This window comes from Mycobacterium sp. E735, assembly GCF_001666955.1.
Classification (GTDB): Bacteria; Actinomycetota; Actinomycetes; order Mycobacteriales; family Mycobacteriaceae; genus Mycobacterium.
Window position 1 is genome coordinate 1 of record NZ_LZIX01000212.1, and the last position, 18,269, is coordinate 18,269.

At 65.9% G+C, this 18,269-nt stretch carries 15 protein-coding genes; 5 read left to right on the top strand and 10 right to left on the bottom strand.

Translation table 11 applies throughout. The features are described from left to right. On the top strand, window positions 1–906 hold a 906-nt coding region (locus A5704_RS16845; protein ID WP_255396411.1), incomplete at its 5' end, for an acyl-CoA dehydrogenase. A 30-nt stretch (window positions 907–936) separates the two neighbouring features. Here A5704_RS16845 and A5704_RS16850 read toward each other — a convergent pair. Beyond that, window positions 937–1,404, bottom strand: coding sequence for an LppP/LprE family lipoprotein (locus tag A5704_RS16850; RefSeq protein ID WP_067748578.1), 468 nt, complete (start codon window positions 1,402–1,404; stop codon window positions 937–939). A gap of 312 nt (window positions 1,405–1,716) precedes the next feature. On the opposite strand from A5704_RS16850, the gene A5704_RS16855 reads away from it, so the two are divergent. The 4 genes from A5704_RS16855 to A5704_RS16870 all read left to right on the top strand — a co-directional run bounded on the left by A5704_RS16855 (window position 1,717) and on the right by A5704_RS16870 (window position 8,584). After that, window positions 1,717–5,937: a bifunctional nitrate reductase/sulfite reductase flavoprotein subunit alpha gene (locus tag A5704_RS16855; RefSeq protein WP_067890074.1), complete on the top strand. Its 4,221-nt coding sequence runs from the start codon at window positions 1,717–1,719 to the stop codon at window positions 5,935–5,937. 107 nt (window positions 5,938–6,044) lie between these two features. Continuing rightward, entirely contained in the window at window positions 6,045–6,353 is a 309-nt protein-coding gene (locus tag A5704_RS16860; protein WP_156737691.1) for a hypothetical protein, read from the top strand. A gap of 279 nt (window positions 6,354–6,632) precedes the next feature. Then, complete coding sequence (locus A5704_RS16865) at window positions 6,633–7,979, top strand: rhodanese-like domain-containing protein (RefSeq protein WP_067890079.1); 1,347 nt, start codon at window positions 6,633–6,635, stop codon at window positions 7,977–7,979. A 26-nt stretch (window positions 7,980–8,005) separates the two neighbouring features. Then, complete coding sequence (locus tag A5704_RS16870; protein WP_067748480.1) at window positions 8,006–8,584, top strand: rhodanese-like domain-containing protein; 579 nt, start codon at window positions 8,006–8,008, stop codon at window positions 8,582–8,584. A 16-nt stretch (window positions 8,585–8,600) separates the two neighbouring features. Here the strand turns inward: A5704_RS16870 and A5704_RS27790 are convergent, their stop codons facing one another. The 9 genes from A5704_RS27790 to A5704_RS16915 are packed head-to-tail and all read right to left on the bottom strand — an operon-like array spanning window position 8,601 to window position 18,265. Further along, window positions 8,601–10,319, bottom strand: a complete 1,719-nt coding sequence (locus A5704_RS27790) for a molybdopterin-dependent oxidoreductase (protein WP_082954894.1) — start codon at window positions 10,317–10,319, stop codon at window positions 8,601–8,603. A gap of 22 nt (window positions 10,320–10,341) precedes the next feature. Next, on the bottom strand, window positions 10,342–10,833 hold the full coding sequence (locus A5704_RS16880; RefSeq protein ID WP_067782622.1) for a CAP domain-containing protein: 492 nt from the start codon (window positions 10,831–10,833) through the stop codon (window positions 10,342–10,344). Window positions 10,834–10,844: 11 nt separating this feature from the next. Further along, the gene (locus A5704_RS16885) at window positions 10,845–11,468 is read right to left on the bottom strand and encodes a hypothetical protein (protein ID WP_231969167.1); all 624 of its coding nucleotides are present in this window, start codon (window positions 11,466–11,468) and stop codon (window positions 10,845–10,847) included. Then, window positions 11,465–12,124, bottom strand: a complete 660-nt coding sequence (locus A5704_RS16890) for an Mce protein (protein WP_156737692.1) — start codon at window positions 12,122–12,124, stop codon at window positions 11,465–11,467. Before A5704_RS16890 ends, A5704_RS16885 begins: the two co-directional genes overlap by 4 nt. A 12-nt stretch (window positions 12,125–12,136) precedes the next feature. Beyond that, entirely contained in the window at window positions 12,137–13,615 is a 1,479-nt protein-coding gene (locus A5704_RS16895; protein WP_067890033.1) for an MCE family protein, read from the bottom strand. After that, complete coding sequence (locus A5704_RS16900) at window positions 13,616–14,740, bottom strand: virulence factor Mce family protein (protein ID WP_067890036.1); 1,125 nt, start codon at window positions 14,738–14,740, stop codon at window positions 13,616–13,618. It abuts the gene before it with no gap. Next, the gene (locus tag A5704_RS16905) at window positions 14,737–16,080 is read right to left on the bottom strand and encodes an MCE family protein (protein WP_067890044.1); all 1,344 of its coding nucleotides are present in this window, start codon (window positions 16,078–16,080) and stop codon (window positions 14,737–14,739) included. The genes A5704_RS16900 and A5704_RS16905 overlap by 4 nt, the downstream gene beginning before the upstream one ends. Next, window positions 16,077–17,255: an MCE family protein gene (locus A5704_RS16910; protein ID WP_067782613.1), complete on the bottom strand. Its 1,179-nt coding sequence runs from the start codon at window positions 17,253–17,255 to the stop codon at window positions 16,077–16,079. Before A5704_RS16910 ends, A5704_RS16905 begins: the two co-directional genes overlap by 4 nt. Continuing rightward, window positions 17,252–18,265: an MCE family protein gene (locus A5704_RS16915; RefSeq protein WP_067748466.1), complete on the bottom strand. Its 1,014-nt coding sequence runs from the start codon at window positions 18,263–18,265 to the stop codon at window positions 17,252–17,254. Before A5704_RS16915 ends, A5704_RS16910 begins: the two co-directional genes overlap by 4 nt. Window positions 18,266–18,269 lie beyond the last annotated feature (4 nt).

Here is an 18,269-nt window from a genome sequence, read left to right on the forward strand (position 1 = left end):
TTCGCCCAGAACGAGCTGGTCAGCAAGTGTCACGACATCCAGACCGCGGACGCGGTGGACGCCGACGAGCAGCGCGAGCTGGAGGCCCGCGCCGCCGGGCTGAAAGCGGCCAACACCTGGCACGCATCGCGGGCGATTCAGGAGGCGCGCGAGGCCTGCGGGGGCGCGGGTTACATGGCCGAGAACCGGTTGGTCGCGCTGCGCGGCGACACCGACGTCTTCACCACGTTCGAGGGCGACAACCACGTACTGACGCAGTTGGTGGCCAAGGAGCTGCTGACGGCCTACGCCGATGACATCCGCAGCATGAGCCCCGTCGAATGGGTGCGCTTCGCCGCCAACACCGTCGGCGAGCGCGTCGTCAAACGGACTGCGGCAGAGACGATTATCCAAACGATCGTGGATGCCCGGCAGGACAGCGAGGAAGAGGGCAGCCTCTTCAACCGCGGCACGCAGATCAAGATGTTCGAGGACCGCGAGGAATATCTGCTGGCGTCCGTGGCCCGTCGGCTGCAGGCAAAATCCAAGGAGATGTCGGAGTTCGACGCGTTCAACGCGGTGCAGGACCACGTTTTACACGCGGCGTCCGCACACATCGACCGGGTGGTGCTCGAGGCGTTCGTCGCCGGCATCGATGCCTGCCCGCACGAGGAAACCCGCGAACTGCTCGGCATCCTCTGCGATCTGTACGCGCTTTCGGTCATCGAAGACGACAAGGCGTGGTACATCGAGCATCGGTACCTGTCCACCGAGCGGGCCAAGGCAGTTACCCGGGGCATCAACGATCGATGCCGCGCGCTGCGACCGCACGCGGAGACGCTCGTCGACGGTTTCGGAATCCCCGAGCAATTGCGCTACGCTGAGATGCTGCACCCGGAGAACCTCGCCGACGTCGCCGCGAACTGAGTCGCCGCTCCCTCATGTTGTGACACAACACTATTGATTCGGGATCGGGCCGAGCGCCTTCAGCCTGCCGTCCGGGCCGATCCCGAACTTCACCGTCCCGCTGCCGGTGGGACAGCACGGCTGATCGTTGCCCTTCAACCATTGGTATTGAACGGCAACAGTGTCATCGGCCGGCGGTAAGACGGTGATGTACGGCTTGGGATTCGGGGTCGCCGGGCCCAGCGGCGTGTTGTGGTCGAAGAACAGCAGCTGCTGTCCGGTGGACTCGCTGGCGATGGTCGGAATGATCTGCACCCAATACAGACGGCACTTCTTGGCATGTCCCCGAGCGATTTCCACCCAGCTGCTACCGGGGATGGTGATCGGCACCGACGCGATGGCCCGCTGCACCGTCGCGGGCGCCGGCCCGTCGGAGTCCTTGCACGTCTCGGATGGGGTTGGCGGCGAACTGGCTTGGTGCCCGCCGCAACCGGAGGCCAGCAGGATCAACAGGATCACAATCAGCTGACGCACTCGGTGAGCTTAGCGAAGGCTGTGAATGTCCCGTTTATTTGGTCCGAGACCCCGTTCTGATAGCTCAGGCATCGGGCCCCGCGGGTAGCCTTGACCGGGGTCGGCGGGTCGATGATGACCTGTCTTGACCTGGGGTTATGCGGCATTCCCGAAAGTTCACGGACGCGCTTAGGCCGGTGAGAGGAAGCCGTAAAACGGGGGAAACTCCCGATACCCGGTGCCGAAACATCCTCGTCGCACCATTCACGTAAGCCCATTGTGCTCAATGGAGGGAAGGTAGGCGTGGCCACCGAGTCCATGGCGTCCGACAACGATGCCGTGAACACCGTGTGCGCATACTGCGGCGTGGGCTGCGGAATGGTGTTGCAGGTCACAACCGACCCCGAGAGCGGCCGGCGCCACATCGGGAAGTCTGTTGGAAACAAACAACATCCGGCCAACTTCGGCCGGTTGTGCACCAAGGGCGCCACCACGTCCGACTTGCTCGGGGCGCCTGGACGAATCGAATCGGCGCATCTGCGCGCCGACCGTGGCGAGCCACTCGAGCCCGTCGACATCGAGCGGGCAATTGCCCAGTCCGCGCACCGTTTACGCGCGATCATCGACGCGCACGGCCCGGATTCCTTTGCCATGTATGTGTCGGGCCAGATGTCCATCGAGGCGCAGTACCTGGCGAACAAACTGACCAAGGGCTTCATCGGCACCAACCAGATCGAGTCGAACTCGCGGCTGTGCATGGCCAGTGCCGGTGCCGGTTACAAACTCTCGCTGGGCGCCGACGGGCCGCCCGGCTCGTACCAAGACTTCGACCACGCCGACGTCTTCTTCGTAATCGGCGCGAACATGGCCGACTGCCATCCCATCCTCTTCTTGCGGATGATGGAGCGCGTCAAGGCAGGCGCCAGGCTGATCGTGGTCGATCCGCGGCGTACGGCGACCGCGGACAAGGCCGACCTGTTCCTCCAAATCGCCCCCGGTTCCGATCTCGCACTGCTGAACGGGTTGCTGCACCTGATCGTCGAGAACGGGCACACCGATCCCGAATTCATCGCCGAGTTCACCGAGGGGTGGGAGGTGATGCCCAGCTTCCTGGAGCAGTACACCCCCGACGCGGTCAGCGACATCACCGGGATTCCCGAGGACGACATTCGCGCGGCGGCCCGCATGATCGGCGAAGCCAACAACTTCATGAGCTGCTGGACCATGGGCCTCAACCAGAGCACCCACGGCACCTGGAACACCAACGCCATCTGCAACCTGCACCTGGCCACCGGTGCGATCTGCAAACCCGGCAGCGGTCCCTTCTCCCTCACCGGGCAACCCAACGCGATGGGCGGCCGCGAAATGGGTTACATGGGACCGGGATTGCCCGGACAGCGCTCGGTCCTGTCCGCGGTCGACCGGGCCTTCACCGAAGACCAGTGGGGCATCCCACGGGGAACGCTCCACACGGACGTGGGCACCGGCACCATCGACATGTTCTCCCGGATGGCCCGCGGCGACATCAAGGCGTGCTGGATTGTCTGCACGAACCCCGTTGCCTCCGTGGCCAATCGCAGGACCGTGCTGGCCGGCCTGGAGCGCGCCGAGCTGGTCATCGCGCAGGACGCCTTCGGAGAAACGGAAACCAACGAATACGCCGACGTCCTCCTGCCGGCGGCCCTGTGGTCGGAAGCCGAGGGCGTGATGGTCAACTCCGAGCGCAACATGACGCTGTTCCAGCCGGCGGTCACGGCGCCGGGAGATGCGATGCCCGACTGGCAGATCATCGCCCGGGTCGCTTGCGAGATGGGATTCTCGGACGCTTTCAGCTACAACTCGGCCGAGGAAGTCTTCGAAGAGATCAAACGGTTCTCGAATCCGAAGACCGGTTACGACCTGCGGGGGGTCAGCTACGAGCGGCTGCGCCGGGGCCCCCTGCAGTGGCCGTGCGCACCCGGGGGCGCCGGCGACCGCAGCCCCATTCGCTACCTCAACGACGGTGTCAGTCAGGCCCGGCTGGTCCGCGAGGACGGCAGCACTCCCCGGCTGGCCTTCCCCACCGAGAACGGCCGCGCGGCGTTCTTCGCCCGCCCGCACCTGCCGCCCGAGGAAATGCCCGACGACGACTACCCGTTCCTGTTGAACACCGGTCGCTTGGCGCATCAGTGGCACACCTTGACCAAGACGGGCAAGGTCGCCAAGCTCAACAAGCTCAATCCCCGGCCTTTCGTCGAAATCCACCCCGACGACGCGGCACGGCTGCACGTCGCCGAGGGTGACGCGATCGAAATCGCTTCGCGCCGCGGTCGCGCCGTGCTGCCCGCCGCGATCAGCGACCGGGTGCGGCCCGGCAACTGCTTCGCACCGTTCCACTGGAACGACCTGTTCGGCGAATACCTCGCGATCAACGCGGTCACCAACGACGCGGTGGACCCGATCTCGAACCAGCCGGAATTCAAAGCCTGCGCCGTCGCATTGGCTAAAGTCGCCGTCCCGGTGGCGAATCGGGGCACTGAACCTCAGCCATCGGTGGATGCCGACGCACCAGCACCCGCGCCCACGGAGCTACCGAAAATCAGCGTGTCGCAGGTCGATGCCCTCGCCGCCTTGCTCGGTGTGGCAACAAGGCCCGTGCCGGAATTCGATGAGCTCGGCCGATCCTATCTCGCCGGAATGCTGACCGCCCTTCGGTCGGATGCCGGTCGATGCGCGTCCGGCGTGCCGACGCTGCCCCTGAGCGCTCCCTTCGACTCGGGCACCCGGCTGTGGGTGGATGGCCTGCTGGCGGGCCTGTTCTCGCGCAACGACACGACGCGGGCAACGCCGGCCCCCACGGTCAAGCCACCGACCACCGAGCCGCCCGGAGCCAAACCCGCAGAACGCGCGCCCGTCGTCGTGCTCTGGGCATCGCAGACCGGCAACGCGGAGGAACTCGCCGCCGACATCGCGGCGCGGCTGGGCGAAAAACAGCTGCCCGTCGCGCTGCACAGCATGGACGACTTCCCGGTGACCGAACTGACGACGACGCGGCAGCTGCTGCTGGTCACCAGCACCACCGGCGACGGAGAGCCGCCCGACAACGGCGCCGGGCTCTGGCGAGCGTTGACGTCAGACGCCGCACCACGGTTCACCGCCACCCGCTACGCGGTGCTGGCGCTGGGCGACTCCAACTACGACGACTTCTGCGGTCATGGGCGCAAGCTGGATGAGCGGCTGGCCCAGCTCGGCGCGACGCGCATCATCGAGCGGGTCGACTGCGAACCCGACTACGACGACGCCGCGGCCAGGTGGCTTGACGGTGTCATCGATGCGCTGTCCCGCACGCCCGCACCGGTGGGCCACGACGGGGTTGCGCCGGCCGTGGCCACCTCGACGGTCGCCGCGCCGCCCCGACCGGCCGACGGGTCCAGAACGGCCGGGTACACCAAGAAGCATCCGCTGATCACCGACATGGCCCAGAACATCAAGCTGGGCCGGCCGGAATCGGCAAAGGACGTGCGGCAGTTGGTGTTTCGAGTGCCCGAGGGCACGATCAGCTACGAGGCCGGCGATGCGCTCGGGGTGTGGCCGCGCAACAGCGACCAGCTCGTCGATGAATGGCTGACCGTCACGGGCCTGGACGGGCAGACCCCGGTCGAGGTCGGCGAGCACGGTCTGATGTCGTTGCGCTCGGCGCTCACGGAGCGAATCGAGATCGCCCACATCAGCCGGGACCTGGTGCGGTTCGTACAGGAGCGCACCGGCGACCGGAAACTCGCCGAGCTGCTGAAGCCGGAAAACAAAGCCGCGCTGACCGATTGGACGTGGGGTCGCCAGTCGATCGACCTGCTGGCGCAGCACCCGGTCTCCGCCTCGGCCCACGAGTGGCTGAGGGTGCTGAAACGCCTTCAGCCGCGCCTGTATTCGATCTCGTCGAGCCCGAAGGAATGCCCCCAAGAGGTCCACCTGACGGTCTCGCCGGTGCGCTACAACTTCCAGGGAGTCCCGCGGCGCGGAGTCTGTTCGACCTACCTTGCCGACCGCTCCCCCGGCGATCGCGTCGCCGTCTATCTGCAGCCATCGAGCAATTTCCGGCCCCCCGGCGACCCGGATACGCCGATGATCATGATCGGTCCGGGCACCGGCATCGCGCCGTTCCGCGGGTTCCTGCAGGAACGACGCGCGCTCGGGCACACCGGTCCCAATTGGCTGTTCTTCGGCGAGCAGCACGCCGCCACCGACTACTACTACCGCGACGAGATCGAGCAGATGCACGCCGACGGGCTGCTCACCGAGCTGGACCTGGCGTTCTCGAGGGACCAGCGCGACAAGATCTACGTGCAGCACCTGATGCGCAGCCGTGGGGCGGAGCTGTGGCGCTGGCTGCAGGACGGGGCGCAACTCTACGTCTGCGGGACCGCGGACCCGATGGCCAAGGACGTCGACCGCGCGCTGTGCGAGGTCGCCGCCGAACACGGCAGCCTCGACCCCGACGCGGCAAAGGAGTACGTCAGGTCGTTGAGCGCCGGCAAGCGCTACCACCGCGACGTCTACTAGGTGCCGCGCCTCCGCCCGACTCGTAATACGACGGAAACGTCACGCACCTGCCACTGAAACAACCTCACTGCACCATTCACTCATTGGTCGCGCCGAGGAGGGACGTAGTGGCTCTGGATTTTGACGGGCCCCTCGAGGACACCGTGCGGGCCGTGTGCCCGCTGCAGTGCCGGCTGCGGCGTGCGGCTGGCGACGACCAACCCGGCGACCAGGTCGACTGGGCGGGTCTACCGATCAATTTGGACTTCGCGTTCTCGCCCCAGCAGCGCGACAAGGTGTACAAACAGCACCTGATGCGCAAGCGCGGCACACAGCTTCCGCGGCCACAGGACCGGGGCCAATGGTGCGCTTGCGACTTTGCGCCCGACGGCCGACGCGTCTACCCGGGCGACGCCGACTCGATGTCCAGTCGCTAGCCCCCCGCCGCTCTCGTCCGATCGGGCGGAGAAGAAATCACCGGGGTTCAAAGTGGCGTCGGCCTGCGCACCCAACCAATTTGCGGGATCTAATCGCACCCGACGCGGTCGCAATGGCAGTTTGAGCGTGGCCTGCGCGCTATCAACGCCCACACCAGGGGATCACGATTGTCAACCGCCCCCGCAGCACGCGACGGAACCACCGCGACGTCCGGTTTGCTGGCCGCTAGCTTTTGAGGGGTCGGTCGTGAGCAAATCGAGCAGCTTGGAACAACGATGGTGGACGTCTCGGTTATCGAAACCTCGGGATTGGGCGACCGCAGTTACCTGGTGAGCGACGGCGAGGTCGCGGTCGTCATCGACCCGCAGCGTGACATCGACCGTGTGCTGGATTTGGCCGCAGCCCTGCGCATCACCCACGTGCTCGAGACTCACATTCACAACGACTACGTGACCGGCGGCCTGGCGCTCGCCCGAGCCACCGGCGCGGAATACCTTCTTCCCGCCGGGGAAGACGTTGAGTTCCCGCACCGGCCCGTCGGCGACGGCGACCGGATCGACACGGGCGGGCTCCACCTCGAAGCGCTGTCCACGCCCGGGCACACGCACCACCACGTCAGCTATGTGCTCCGCGACGGAGGTGGCCAGACGGTCGGGGTGTTCACCGGCGGATCGATGCTGTTCGGCAGCACCGGAAGGACCGACCTGGCCGGCGAAGAGCACGCCGCCGAATTGTCCCGGCTGCAGTATCGCTCGGTTCGTCGGCTCGCGGACCAGTTGCCCGCGAGCACACCCGTCTATCCCACGCACGGATTCGGCAGCTTCTGTTCGGCCGCCCCCACCGACAGCGACGAGTCGACGATCGGCGACGAACGCCAGACCAATCCGGCACTCACCCAGGACGAACGGGACTACGTCGAACAACTGCTGGCCGAGCTTTCCGCATACCCCGCCTACTACGCGCACATGGGCGTGATCAACAGGAAGGGACCAGAAGCACCGGACCTCTCCCCCGTCGCGCCCGTGCGCCCGGAGGAGCTTCGAGCGCGAATCGACGCCGGCGAATGGGTCGTCGACTTGCGCAACCGGACCGCTTTCGCGGCAGGACATTTGGCCGGCACATATGGCTTCGAGTTCTCCGGCTCGTTCGTCAATTACGTTGGCTGGCTTTACGCGTGGGGCGCGCCACTAACCCTGATCGGAGAAGATGCCGACCAGGTCGCCGAAGCTCAGCGCGAGCTCGCCCGCATCGGCGTCGACCGGCTGACCGGCAGCGCCACCGGCGACATCCGCGAGCTCACTGCCGGATCTGAGCTGCGGAGCTATCGGGTCGCGAGCTTCGAGGATGTCGTCGAGGCGCTCGACGATGCGCGTGTCCTGGTCCTTGATGTCCGCCAAGCCGGCGAGTTCGACGGCGGCCACGTGCGCGACGCGGTCAACGTGGCGTTGCACGAACTGCCCCAACGACTTGGCGAGCTTCCCGAGGACCGCGAATTATGGATCCATTGCGCCAGCGGCTACCGCGCATCGATCGCCGCCGCACTGCTCGACCGTCAAGGTCGGGACGTCGTACTCATCGATGACGAGTACGACAACGCCGAAAAGCTCGGGATAACAACCCCCTAACTCACCAATCTGCACCGGGAGCAATCATGAACACACCGACCACCGACCCGATAACCTCGATCGAGCTGCGCAGGCTGATCGAATCACCCAAAGCTCCATGGGTCGTCGACGTCCGGACCCCCGCCGAGTTCGAGACCGCGCACATCGCCGGGTCCCTCAACGTTCCCCTCGACGTACTGGATCAACACGGCGAGGAAATCGCTCGGCGGCTCGGGCAAGAAGACGACGTCGTGCTGGTGTGCCGTTCCGGGCAACGCTCGACCCAGGCGCAGACGCTGTTGCGCAACGCCGGATTGACCAGCGGGCGGGTCCTCGAAAAGGGGATCACCGATTGGGAGGGCCAAGGTTTCGAGGTGAACCGCGGCGCACAGCGGTGGGAACTCGAGCGACAGGTCCGACTCGTCGCCGGATCGGTGGTCCTGACGTCCGTTCTGGGCAGCGTCGCGGTGCCGCGGCTGAAGTGGGTGGCCGCCCTGATCGGGGGTGGACTGACCTACGCCGCGCTGTCCAACACCTGCGCCATGGCCACCGCGCTGTCCAAACTGCCCTACAACCGCGGTGCGACCTCCGACGTCAACAAGGTCTTGTCGGAACTGTCGGGCTGATCTCGACCCGCGTGTTTCATCGCACCTCGATGGAGATCGTCTGAATCGCGTTGCCGCCGTAGCCAAACCGATTCCATTCGGGTCGTTCGGGTTGCGTGTTGCCCGCCGCGTCGGTCGCCCGTGCCCGCACCGTCGTGGACCCGCGAAGATCACAGCGCGCGAACAACTCCCACCACTGCCAGCTGTGTCGGCGGGGTTCGCCGATCAGACGGGCCGGCTGCCAGGAGTCCTCGCCAACGCAGACGTCGACGCGGTCGATGATCGCCGCCCCCGACCAGGCGACTCCTCGCACGACGATTTCCCCGGCGGCTACAGAGGCACCGTCGAGGGGCTGGGCGATCAGGGCGCGGACCCGCTGCAGGCGAACCGGCTCCCGCACGACACCGCCGTCGCGCTCCCATTCGTAGTGATACCGGTTGGTTTGAAAGAAGCCCTCGAATGGGCGGTCCACCACGGCGATCTCGGTCAGCCATTTGACCGATGCGACGGAATACCAGCCCGGCACGATCAACCGGACGGGACGACCGTGCTGCAGTGGGAGCGGTTCGCCGTTCATCGCATATGCGACGAGCGCACCGGCGTCGCGGGCATCCCGAACCGATAGGGCGCGCTCGAAACGCACCGGCCCGCTCGCGCCGTCGACCGGACCCGAGTCGGCGCCGCGGAACACGACATCGTGGGCGCCAGCGGACAGTCCCGCCCAGTCCAAAATGTCGACCAGCCGGACGCCGGTCCATTCGGCAGTGCTCGCCGCCCCGAGATCCCATTGCTCGCCGTCGACCGGCGGGTCGAAGTGAAGCCGTCCGTTGCCGGCGCATTCCAGCGTGGTGACCAGCGACTGTTTCGGCAGCTGGTATAGGTCGTCCAGGGAAAGGCAGAGGCGCCGCTCAACCAAACCGGTGACCGCGAGTTGATACAGCTGCGGATCGAGCACCGGGGTTGGGAAATGATTGCGAACGTAGAAGTGGGCGGAGGGCGTCACGACGCCCCCGATCAGTTGCTGAAGCGAGGTCTCGCAGTTGAGGGGATCCTCCCTTTGGACAACCAGCCCGGTGTCGCCGCCGTGACTCACGATCGGCAACCCGGCGGCGGCCCACGCGCACATGCCACCCGCCAGGTTGACCGCGTCGAAACCGGAGCGGCGCAACAACGCTGTCACCGCCGCCGACCGTCCCCCCGAGCGGCATACCACGACAATGCGGCGGTCACGAGGCAGTTCATCCTCTCGAGTGCGCACGCGCCCGACCGGGAGAAGCATCGCAGCCGGCGCGTGCTCGGTACACCATTCGTCCTGCTCCCGCACATCGAGCAGCAGTGCGCCCGCGTCGACCAACGCTTTGGCCGCCCGCGGGCCGACCTGCGGTGTGTCCGAAACGATCTCATCGCCGATGGCGATCGGGAACCCGGCAGCCTGCCAGGCTTCAAAGCCACCGACCAGGTCCGCAACGTCGTCGAACCCCGAAGCCCGAAGCCCGCTAACGGCCACCATGGAGCGCCGGCCGCTGGCGCAGTAGACCACCACGGGCGCCGTGGGATCCAAGTCCGAAAGCGAGTTCGTCAGGTTCGGCAGCGGAATCTCCCGCGCGCCGGGGATGATGCCCTGCATCGTCTCGTCGGAGTCGCGAACATCCAGCAGTTGCAATTGCGGGTCCAGGCCGCGCAATTCGGCCAGCTGGCCGATGGTCAAGCGTGGCGAAGTCTCGACCAACTCCGTGCCCGGCGGTTCGAAGATCATCAGGAACCTTCTTTTAGACTTGTCATCGATTGCGCGGGCCCGGTTGCCCGTACATCGCGACCACCACGGTGCGGTCCATGCTGTTCACGGACCACACTCCCATGGAGCTGTTGGCGCAGTCGCGGATGATCGCCATGTCGTCGGGGTTGTAATACCACTGGTTGACCAGCTCCAGGCTGCTGATGGCGATCGCCGGGTTGATCGCGATCGTTTCGGACGCTTTGCCGCGGAAGCCGGCCGCGTTGGCCCGGTCCTGCGGCGTCGACCCGTCGGATCCGATGTCGTCATTGATGTTTCGGTTGTTCATCATGTCGTCAGCGTGCCACTGGGCGGCCAGCGTCAGCGCGTTGTCCCTGATGACGTCGTTGGTGCAGCCCGCCTGGTGTTGCAAGGTGTAGACCGCGGAGACGACGGCGCTGTTGAGCCGCTTGTTGTCGGCATGCGCGCTGGCGGGCGCCAGCAGCGCCGGCGCGGCGAGAAGCACGGCCGCGGGTAGCGCGCGTAACCATCTCATGGCCGTTCCCCTCACACCGGATCGAAGTGCGAAACCAACCATCGGCCGTTGACCTTCGCCAATGCCACGCGGATGACCGGCTGCGTGTCGGTGGGAGCGCCCTCCCCGATGGTGACGGTCTGGTTGACATACAGCAGGACCACGGCGTGGTTCGCCGTCACCGAAACGGGCGCCGCGGCGCTGACTTTGGCGACCGCGGTGATGTGCTTTTCCTTGGCGCCCGGAATGACCACCTGGCGGGTCAGTTCCGTGTAGGCGTCCTTGAAATCGCCGGTCAGCCGCTCGCGGGCGGCGGCCAGATCCTTCTCCACCGAATCGGCCTTATACGAAAGCAAGGCGACGGCGTCTTCGCTCGCGGCCCGCACCGATTCCGCTCGCACTCGCGCGAGGTCATCGGACGAGGCCACCACCCACTTGAGGTAGCCCGCGCCGAGCGCCAGCAGCAACGCCAAGGCGGGTAGCACCGCGTACGCGACAACGCGGGACCATGCGATCGGCGCCCTTGCCCGCGTGGTGCCGGTCTCGCCGTCGGAGCCCTCCTCGATGTCGACTGCATCTGATTCCTCCGGCGTCTTCGCGTCGTCGGCGTCGACCAGTTCCTCATCGTGCGTGGGGGTTTCACTCAACGTCGTCATGGCACGAACACCACGTTCGACACTTTGGCATCGTCACCGACCGTCCGGACCTCGATCCGCATGCGCCACTCTCGTGGCGCCTCCTCACCGGCGGCGGTCCGCGACTTCACCGCGACCGCCACCAGCACCTGCGCGGCGTCGCCGCGCTGCGACTCCAGGCCGGCATCGGTCACGGTGCCTTCCGATTTCGATTGCGCCGCCTTAACGACCTCGATGAACGGCTTGGACCGCTGCTCGAAGTCCTCACGGAAGGCTCCGGTGGCCAGCTCGATGATGCGCTGCACGTCGGCATCGACCTCCGTGTAGTTGATGGTGGTGAGGTTCACCGCACCCTGACGCGCCACCTGCACGAACAGATCGCGCTGTGTTTGGGCCTCGTGCTTCTGGTAGGCCCGGAAGCCAAGCCAACCGGTCAATCCCGCCAGCACAGCCACGACGAGGGCACCGGCCAACAACGCCTGCCCGGTGTGCGATAGCCGCGGGATAATCCGGTGCCGTAAGCGGGTCAGCCGGCCCCTCGACTCGGTTGTCTCCCCGGCGATCTCGTCAGCCTGATCGTCGACGTTTTCGCCGCCTGCTTCGTCGACGGCTGCCGCGGTGACGGCCAGCTCACTGTCGTCCGCGGCGGTCACCCGCTCATCGGTCTGTCTTGCCATCTTGCTCCTTACTTAGGCCGGCGGCACTAGAAGTGACTGCCAGTTCTTGGCACGCGGATGGGCCAGGTCGAATTCGGTGTAGCGGCGCCCGTCCGGGCCTACGTAGTCGCCGTTGGCCGGGTCGTACGTGGCGACGGCGAGCGGCGGCGGCGCAGGCGCCGGCTGCGCGGTGCCCCGCGGCGGTGGAAGCCGCGGGTCTTGTCCCGGCGGGTACATCGGTACGCCCTGCCCGGTGTAGGTGGCGTTCGGGTCGCCCTTCCAGTTGTAGCCGTCGTTGAGCGGCACGTATTCTTCGTCGCTTTCGCACAATTCGACCGTGGGCGCCCGTTTCCACGGCTTGCTCTCACACGGGATGTTGCGCACCCCGCGAACGTTGAACTCCGAATCCTGCGGCACGCGGCAGAACAGATCCGCGGCGGGCCGGTCGGGCGCGTCCACGTTGGCCGGCGACCGGCGCTGAGTCGGCGGCAGATATCCCGTCGTGCAGGGGGGTGGCAGATTGATGTTGAGGTTGAAGTCCAGCTGCGCACCCCGGTACTCCTGTTTGGTGTTCGAGCTGGGCACGACGATTGCGGCCATCGCCGCGATGCCCTGGGGGAACAGCACCAACAGTTGTTCGATGTCATGCCGGTAGACAACGGCGATGTCGCCCAGGCTGACCAGGTTCGCAAACAGCACCGGCAGCGCAGGCGACAGCCGATCGAGCAGCGCGCGACTTTCCTCCACCCCGTTGGTCCCCTGCGTCAACAGGTCCCGAAAGGCGGCGTCCTGCGCCTTGAACTGGGCGGTGATCGCCGCGGTTCGACTCGCCCACCGGGCAATCGAATCCGACGTTTGGATCTGAGAGTCGAGAACCGGAGGCGTCTGGTCGATCAACGCGGCAAGCGGCCCGACGGTCTGCCCCCCGGCAATGGCCAGGGCCGCCGACCCGTCGACGATCCTGGACAGCTCGGGCCCGAGACCACCGACCGCGCGATCCGCCTCGTCAACCACGGTGCGCAGGTTGTCGCGCGGAATCGCCTGCAGCGCACGGTTGGTCACGTCGAGCAGGTGTCCGATGTCGACGGGAACGTCGACTCGGCCTGCGGGAATGACATCACCTGCTCGCAGCGCCCGACCGTGATCGCCGTCCTTGCCGGGCTGGGGGGTGAGCTCGATGTATTGCTCGCCGACGGCCGAGCGGCTGTGCACCGACGCCTGGACGTCGGCGGGCACCTTGACGCCGGACCTGATCGCGAGCACCGCGCGAACCCCGGTCGCGGTCACATCGACCGACTTGACCTGACCGACGTCAGTGCCACGGTAGGTGACCACAGACGTCTGGTAGAGCCCGCCCGACTCGGGTAGGTCGACGGTGACGACGTACTCCCCGATCCCGAAAAGCGTTTCGGGCAGCTTCATGTAATTGAAAGCCATTGCGCCACAAGACAGGACCGTCACCAACGACAGGATCGCCAGCTGTATCCAGGTTCGACGATTTAGACGCAGCATTCAGTACCCCCCGAAGTGATATGGATAGGTCAGGGGGTTGCCCGCGGTAGCGGGGCTGGGCTGCATCCCGATCGTCCGTCCCCACAGCAGCTCGAGCTGGGTGAGGTTGCCCTCCCACCGTGAACCGGTGAAGAACCCGGTGTCGAGGCGGCTCAACGTGAGATCGACGATCAGGGTGAGGTTGGCGTAGTCACCGCGGAACCAATTCCTCGCCGTCGACGCCGGCCACGGGTAGGCCACCAAGCCATCCAGCCCTTTGGTCAGCGACGGTCCCGCGTCGGCGAGCGACCGCAGCACCGGCGCGATATTGCGCAGGTTGTTGACCAGAGAGTCTTTGCTCTGGCGCACGGTGTCGGCCGCGATGGCACTGAACTGGCCGAGCTGGTCGATCGCGTCGGCGATCTTGGTGCGCTCGTCGGCCAGCACCTTCAGCGCTTTCGGCACGGTCGTCAAAGCCTTGTCGACCACCGCGTCCTTGTCCGCGAACTGGCCGACCAGCGAGTTGAGATTCTCGGCTGCGGCGATGATGTCGTCGGTCTGGTCGTTGGTCCGTGCGATGAACTCGTCCAGTTGGTGCAGCAGGCTGCGCATGTCGTTCTCGCGTCCGGCGAATGCCTTGGCGATCGCTTGCGTGATCTCCTGCAGCTGACCGATTCCGCCGCCGTTGAGCAGGATTGAGACCGAAGCCAGGGTCTGCTCGGTGGTGGGATACATGCTCGCGCGCGCGAGCGGGATCAGTGAACCGTCTTTCAGTTTCCCGACCGGCGGCTCGTCCTTGGGCGCCGCGAGCTCGATATGCATCGAGCCGAGCAGGCTGGTCTGCCCCAGCTTGGCCGTCGCGTTGGCGGGCAGGTGGACATCGCCGTTGATGCGCATGGTCACAAGCGCGTGCCAGTCCTGCAGCTCGATCTTGGTCACATTGCCGACGTTGACGTCGTCGACCCGAACGCGGGTGTTTTCCTGAATGGTGACGACATCGGGCATTTGGGCCTGAATCGTGTACGCACCGGGCCCGTTGCCGGAAGTCCCGGGAAGGGTGAACGAGTTCAGCCCCTTCCAACCACCACAGCTGGAAAGCGTTGTGGCGCAGACGAGGCACAGCACCGCCATCAGTGCCCGCTTCATGAGACCCCCGCCGGGAGCATCAGGTCCCGCAACACCTGCGTCGAGTTGACCGTGCCGCTCGGCGCGGGCGGCGGCGGCGCTTCGGCGGGTGGCGGCACGGCGGCCGCGGGTGTCGGCGCTTCGGGCGGCGGCGGGGGTGTATCGGGCGGTGGTGCGGGAGGCGTATACCCCGGCCGGAGCCAGTCCTCGCTGTAGGTGATCTCACTCGGTCGGGCCTGGGTGCCGACGAACGGGTTGAGCCCCGCCGGAATGTAGTTGTACAGACGGTTTTTGATGATCGGGTTGATGTACTGCAAGCACAGTTTGGAGACCCGGTCGAGCCGGGCCCGGGACGCCGCCTCGATCGAGCTGCAGATCCACTGCGGGATGTCGGCGAAGTTGTTCAGCGCGATGATGCCGGTCATCGCGCTCTGCGCCGGCTGGTAGATGTTCAGGAAGTTCTGGAACACCGTCGGCGCGATGTGCAGGATCTGCTTGATGTCCATGCGGCTGTCGTTCAAGGCGGTGGTGACGGAAGCCAGCCGGTCGAACGTAACGCCCATGGCTTCCCGGTTTTCTGCCAGAAAGTCGCGCAAATCGGTCAGCGCGCCGTCGAGTCCCTTGACCGCATTGGCGATTTCGTTCGGTGTGTTCGTCAGCAGCGTCGTGACGGTGGCCAGGTTTTGGTTGAACGAGGCCAGCAGGTCACTGCTGGACGACAGCGCCGAAACCAGCAACTGCAGGTTGCGCACGGTGCTGAAGATGTCGTCGGCGTGATCGCCGAGTGCGGAGATCGCGGCGGACAGCTTGATCACGGTGTCGCGGGCGGTGTCGCCCTGGCCGCGCACGTTGTCGGCGGTGGAGTTGATGAACTCACCGAGGGAATTCACCCCGTCCGGGGAGGTGGGCTGCAACGCGTCGGTCAGTTTTTCCAGCTGCGTGCGAAAGTCATCCCATTCGACCGGGACGGCGGTGCGGCCGAGCGGGATCGACGCGCCGGGACTCAGTCTGGGGCCGCCCGAGTAGGCGGGGACGAGTTGGACGGCCCGTGGAGTCACCAGCGACGGGGACAGGATCGCCGCGCGGGCGTCGGCGGGGATGGCGTATTGCTTGTCGACGGAGAAGGTCACCTTGGAGCTACTGGGTTGCGGTTCGATCTTATCGATCACCCCGACCGTGACCCCGAGGATGCGCACGTCGTCGCCGACGAACAAGCCGTTGGCTTCCGTGAAATACGCCGTGTAGGTGTTCCTTTCGACCTCCTTCCACAGCTTCGAGCCGACCAGGAACGAAGCCACGGCGAGGGTACCGACCAGGCTGACGGCGGTCAGTCGTTGCAGAGTGCGGCGGCTTATCTTCACTGTCCCCCCAGTTGGCCGTTCGCGGGCGGCTGCTCGGGCTCAGGCGGCGGGCCCGGCGCCGGACCCGGCGAGGGTGGCTGAGACCAGATCGGGTGCGGCGCTTGCTCCGGCGGCACGGGCGGCGTCCCGGTCGGCGGGTCCACCGACTCCGACGGCAGCTTCTGCTCGGGGTCCAGGAACCGGTTGTACATGCGGGCGTCGATCGTCGGCCCGCTGATCTGGCCGGGGATCAGGTTCGCCACGTAGGCCTTGAAAAACGGTCCAGAGCCGAGGCATTCGCCGAACGACATCGCGTAGCGTTTGAACTTGGGCAGGCTCGCCTGAATGTCCTGTTTGCGATTGTCGAGGACCTCGAGCACGCCGTTGAGCTTGTCGAGGGCGGGCTTCAGCTGAGTCCTGTTGTCGTCGACGAGGCCCGAAACCTGGTGTGACACCGCGGTGAGATTGTTCATCAGCGCGTCGATGGAGTCGCGTTCGTCCAACAGCGCGGCCAGCAGCGCATTCGAGTCCGCCACCAGAGCCGCGATCTGTTGGCTGCGTCGGCCCAGCACCGTCGAGACCTTGTTCGCGTTCCCCAGTAGGCTGCGCAATTGGGCGTCGCGGTTGTTCAGTGTCTCGGAGAACCGGGCCACGCCTTCCAGCGCCGGCCTGACCTCCGAAGGCGTTTGCCTGAAGGTGTCCGCCAAAGTGGTCAACGCAGAGGATAACTGTGCGGTGTCCAGCCCGCTGATTTCGGTCGTCAAATCCCCGAGCGCATCGGGAAGGTCGTAGGGCGAGTGGGTCCGTTCGAGCGGGATGGTGCCCGAGAGCTTCCCTTCTCCACGTGACGTGAGCTCGAGCATCTTGGCGCCCAATATGGTTTCGGTCTTGATCGCGGCTTCCGTGCGGTCGCCCAACGTGATGAAGTCACGGACGGTGAAGCTCACCCGGACCTTTGTGCCTTCTAATTTGATGCCGGTGACCCTTCCGACGCCCATGCCGGAAACCCGCACCGAGTTACCCGCCCGGATGCCGCCGGCCTCCGAGAAGTATGCCGCGTAGTCGTTGGTGTTCTTGACAAATGGCAGCTTGTCGTAGTTGAAGGCCGCGATCGTCACGCACACCAAGATGAAGACACCCATCGCGCCGATCTTCCACTGGCTTCGCCCGCCGGCTTTGTTCTTGGACTTGGTCATTGGGGCGTGCACCGCCCGCTCGGCTGGCCGAACAGCTTGATGAAGATCGGGTTGCCCCCCTTCCCGTTGACTTTCATCAGGACCTCGCAAAAGTAGAAGCCGAAGTAGTCGCCGTTGAGGCCTTGCCGGGCCAGAACCTGATAGATGTCGGGAAGTTGCTTCAGGAGGTTGTCGACGTAGTCGCGGTCGGAGAGCACCTGCGCGGACATGCGATCCGTCTCGTGCACGACGTCCTTGATGGGCTGGCGGGCCTGGACAAGCAGGTTGGCGACCGACCCGGCCGCCGCATTGACGTAGGCCAGCCCGGTGGAGATCTCATCCTTGCGCTGCGCCAAGCCGTTGACGAACTGGGACAGCTTGTCCAGGCCGTCGGAGAACTCGCGGTCGCGGACGGCAAAGGTGTGCAGCACGGTGTTCAGGTTCGTGATCAGCTCGGTGATCAGCTCGCTGCGCCCGGCCAACGTCGAAGTGAGCATCGAGGTCTGGGCCAGCACCGAAGCGACGGTTCCGCCCTGCCCCTGAAAGATGCGGAGCAATTGACCGGACAAGGCGTTGACCTGATCGGGGTCCAACGCCCGGAACAACGGCCGGAACCCGCCGATCAGCGCATCGATGTCCAGCGCCGGCGACGTCCGTGCCAACGGGATCGTCGCGCCCGGCGGCAGCCGGTGCGAGCCGGGCCCCTCCTCGAGCGCGAGGTAGCGATCGCCGATCAAGTTCTCATAGCGCACAGCGACTTTGGTCCCCTCGGTGAGGCGCACGCCTTTGTCCACCGAGAAGCCGATGGTGACGGTGCCGTCGCGCTGCAGGTGCAGGTCCCCGACCTTGCCGACCTCCACCCCCGCGATGCGGACGAAGTTGCCGGACTTCAGGCCGGAGATGTTCGTGAAGACCGCGTGGTAGCCGGTGCGGTCTTCGAAACGAAACTGGCCGAAGACGGCGACGAGCGTGAACGTGAACACCGCGCACACCGCGGTAAAGGCCACGATGCGCACGATGATGGCGGACATCCTT

Coding starts and splice junctions, on each gene's coding strand:
- A5704_RS16855 (WP_067890074.1), top strand. CDS start 1,717: ATGGCGTCCGACAACGATGCCGTGAACACCGTGTGCGCATACTGCGGC.
- A5704_RS16870 (WP_067748480.1), top strand. CDS start 8,006: ATGAACACACCGACCACCGACCCGATAACCTCGATCGAGCTGCGCAGG.
- A5704_RS27790 (WP_082954894.1), bottom strand. CDS start 10,319: ATGATCTTCGAACCGCCGGGCACGGAGTTGGTCGAGACTTCGCCACGC.
- A5704_RS16880 (WP_067782622.1), bottom strand. CDS start 10,833: ATGAGATGGTTACGCGCGCTACCCGCGGCCGTGCTTCTCGCCGCGCCG.
- A5704_RS16885 (WP_231969167.1), bottom strand. CDS start 11,468: ATGACGACGTTGAGTGAAACCCCCACGCACGATGAGGAACTGGTCGAC.
- A5704_RS16890 (WP_156737692.1), bottom strand. CDS start 12,124: ATGGCAAGACAGACCGATGAGCGGGTGACCGCCGCGGACGACAGTGAG.
- A5704_RS16895 (WP_067890033.1), bottom strand. CDS start 13,615: ATGCTGCGTCTAAATCGTCGAACCTGGATACAGCTGGCGATCCTGTCG.
- A5704_RS16900 (WP_067890036.1), bottom strand. CDS start 14,740: ATGAAGCGGGCACTGATGGCGGTGCTGTGCCTCGTCTGCGCCACAACG.
- A5704_RS16910 (WP_067782613.1), bottom strand. CDS start 17,255: ATGACCAAGTCCAAGAACAAAGCCGGCGGGCGAAGCCAGTGGAAGATC.
- A5704_RS16915 (WP_067748466.1), bottom strand. CDS start 18,265: ATGTCCGCCATCATCGTGCGCATCGTGGCCTTTACCGCGGTGTGCGCG.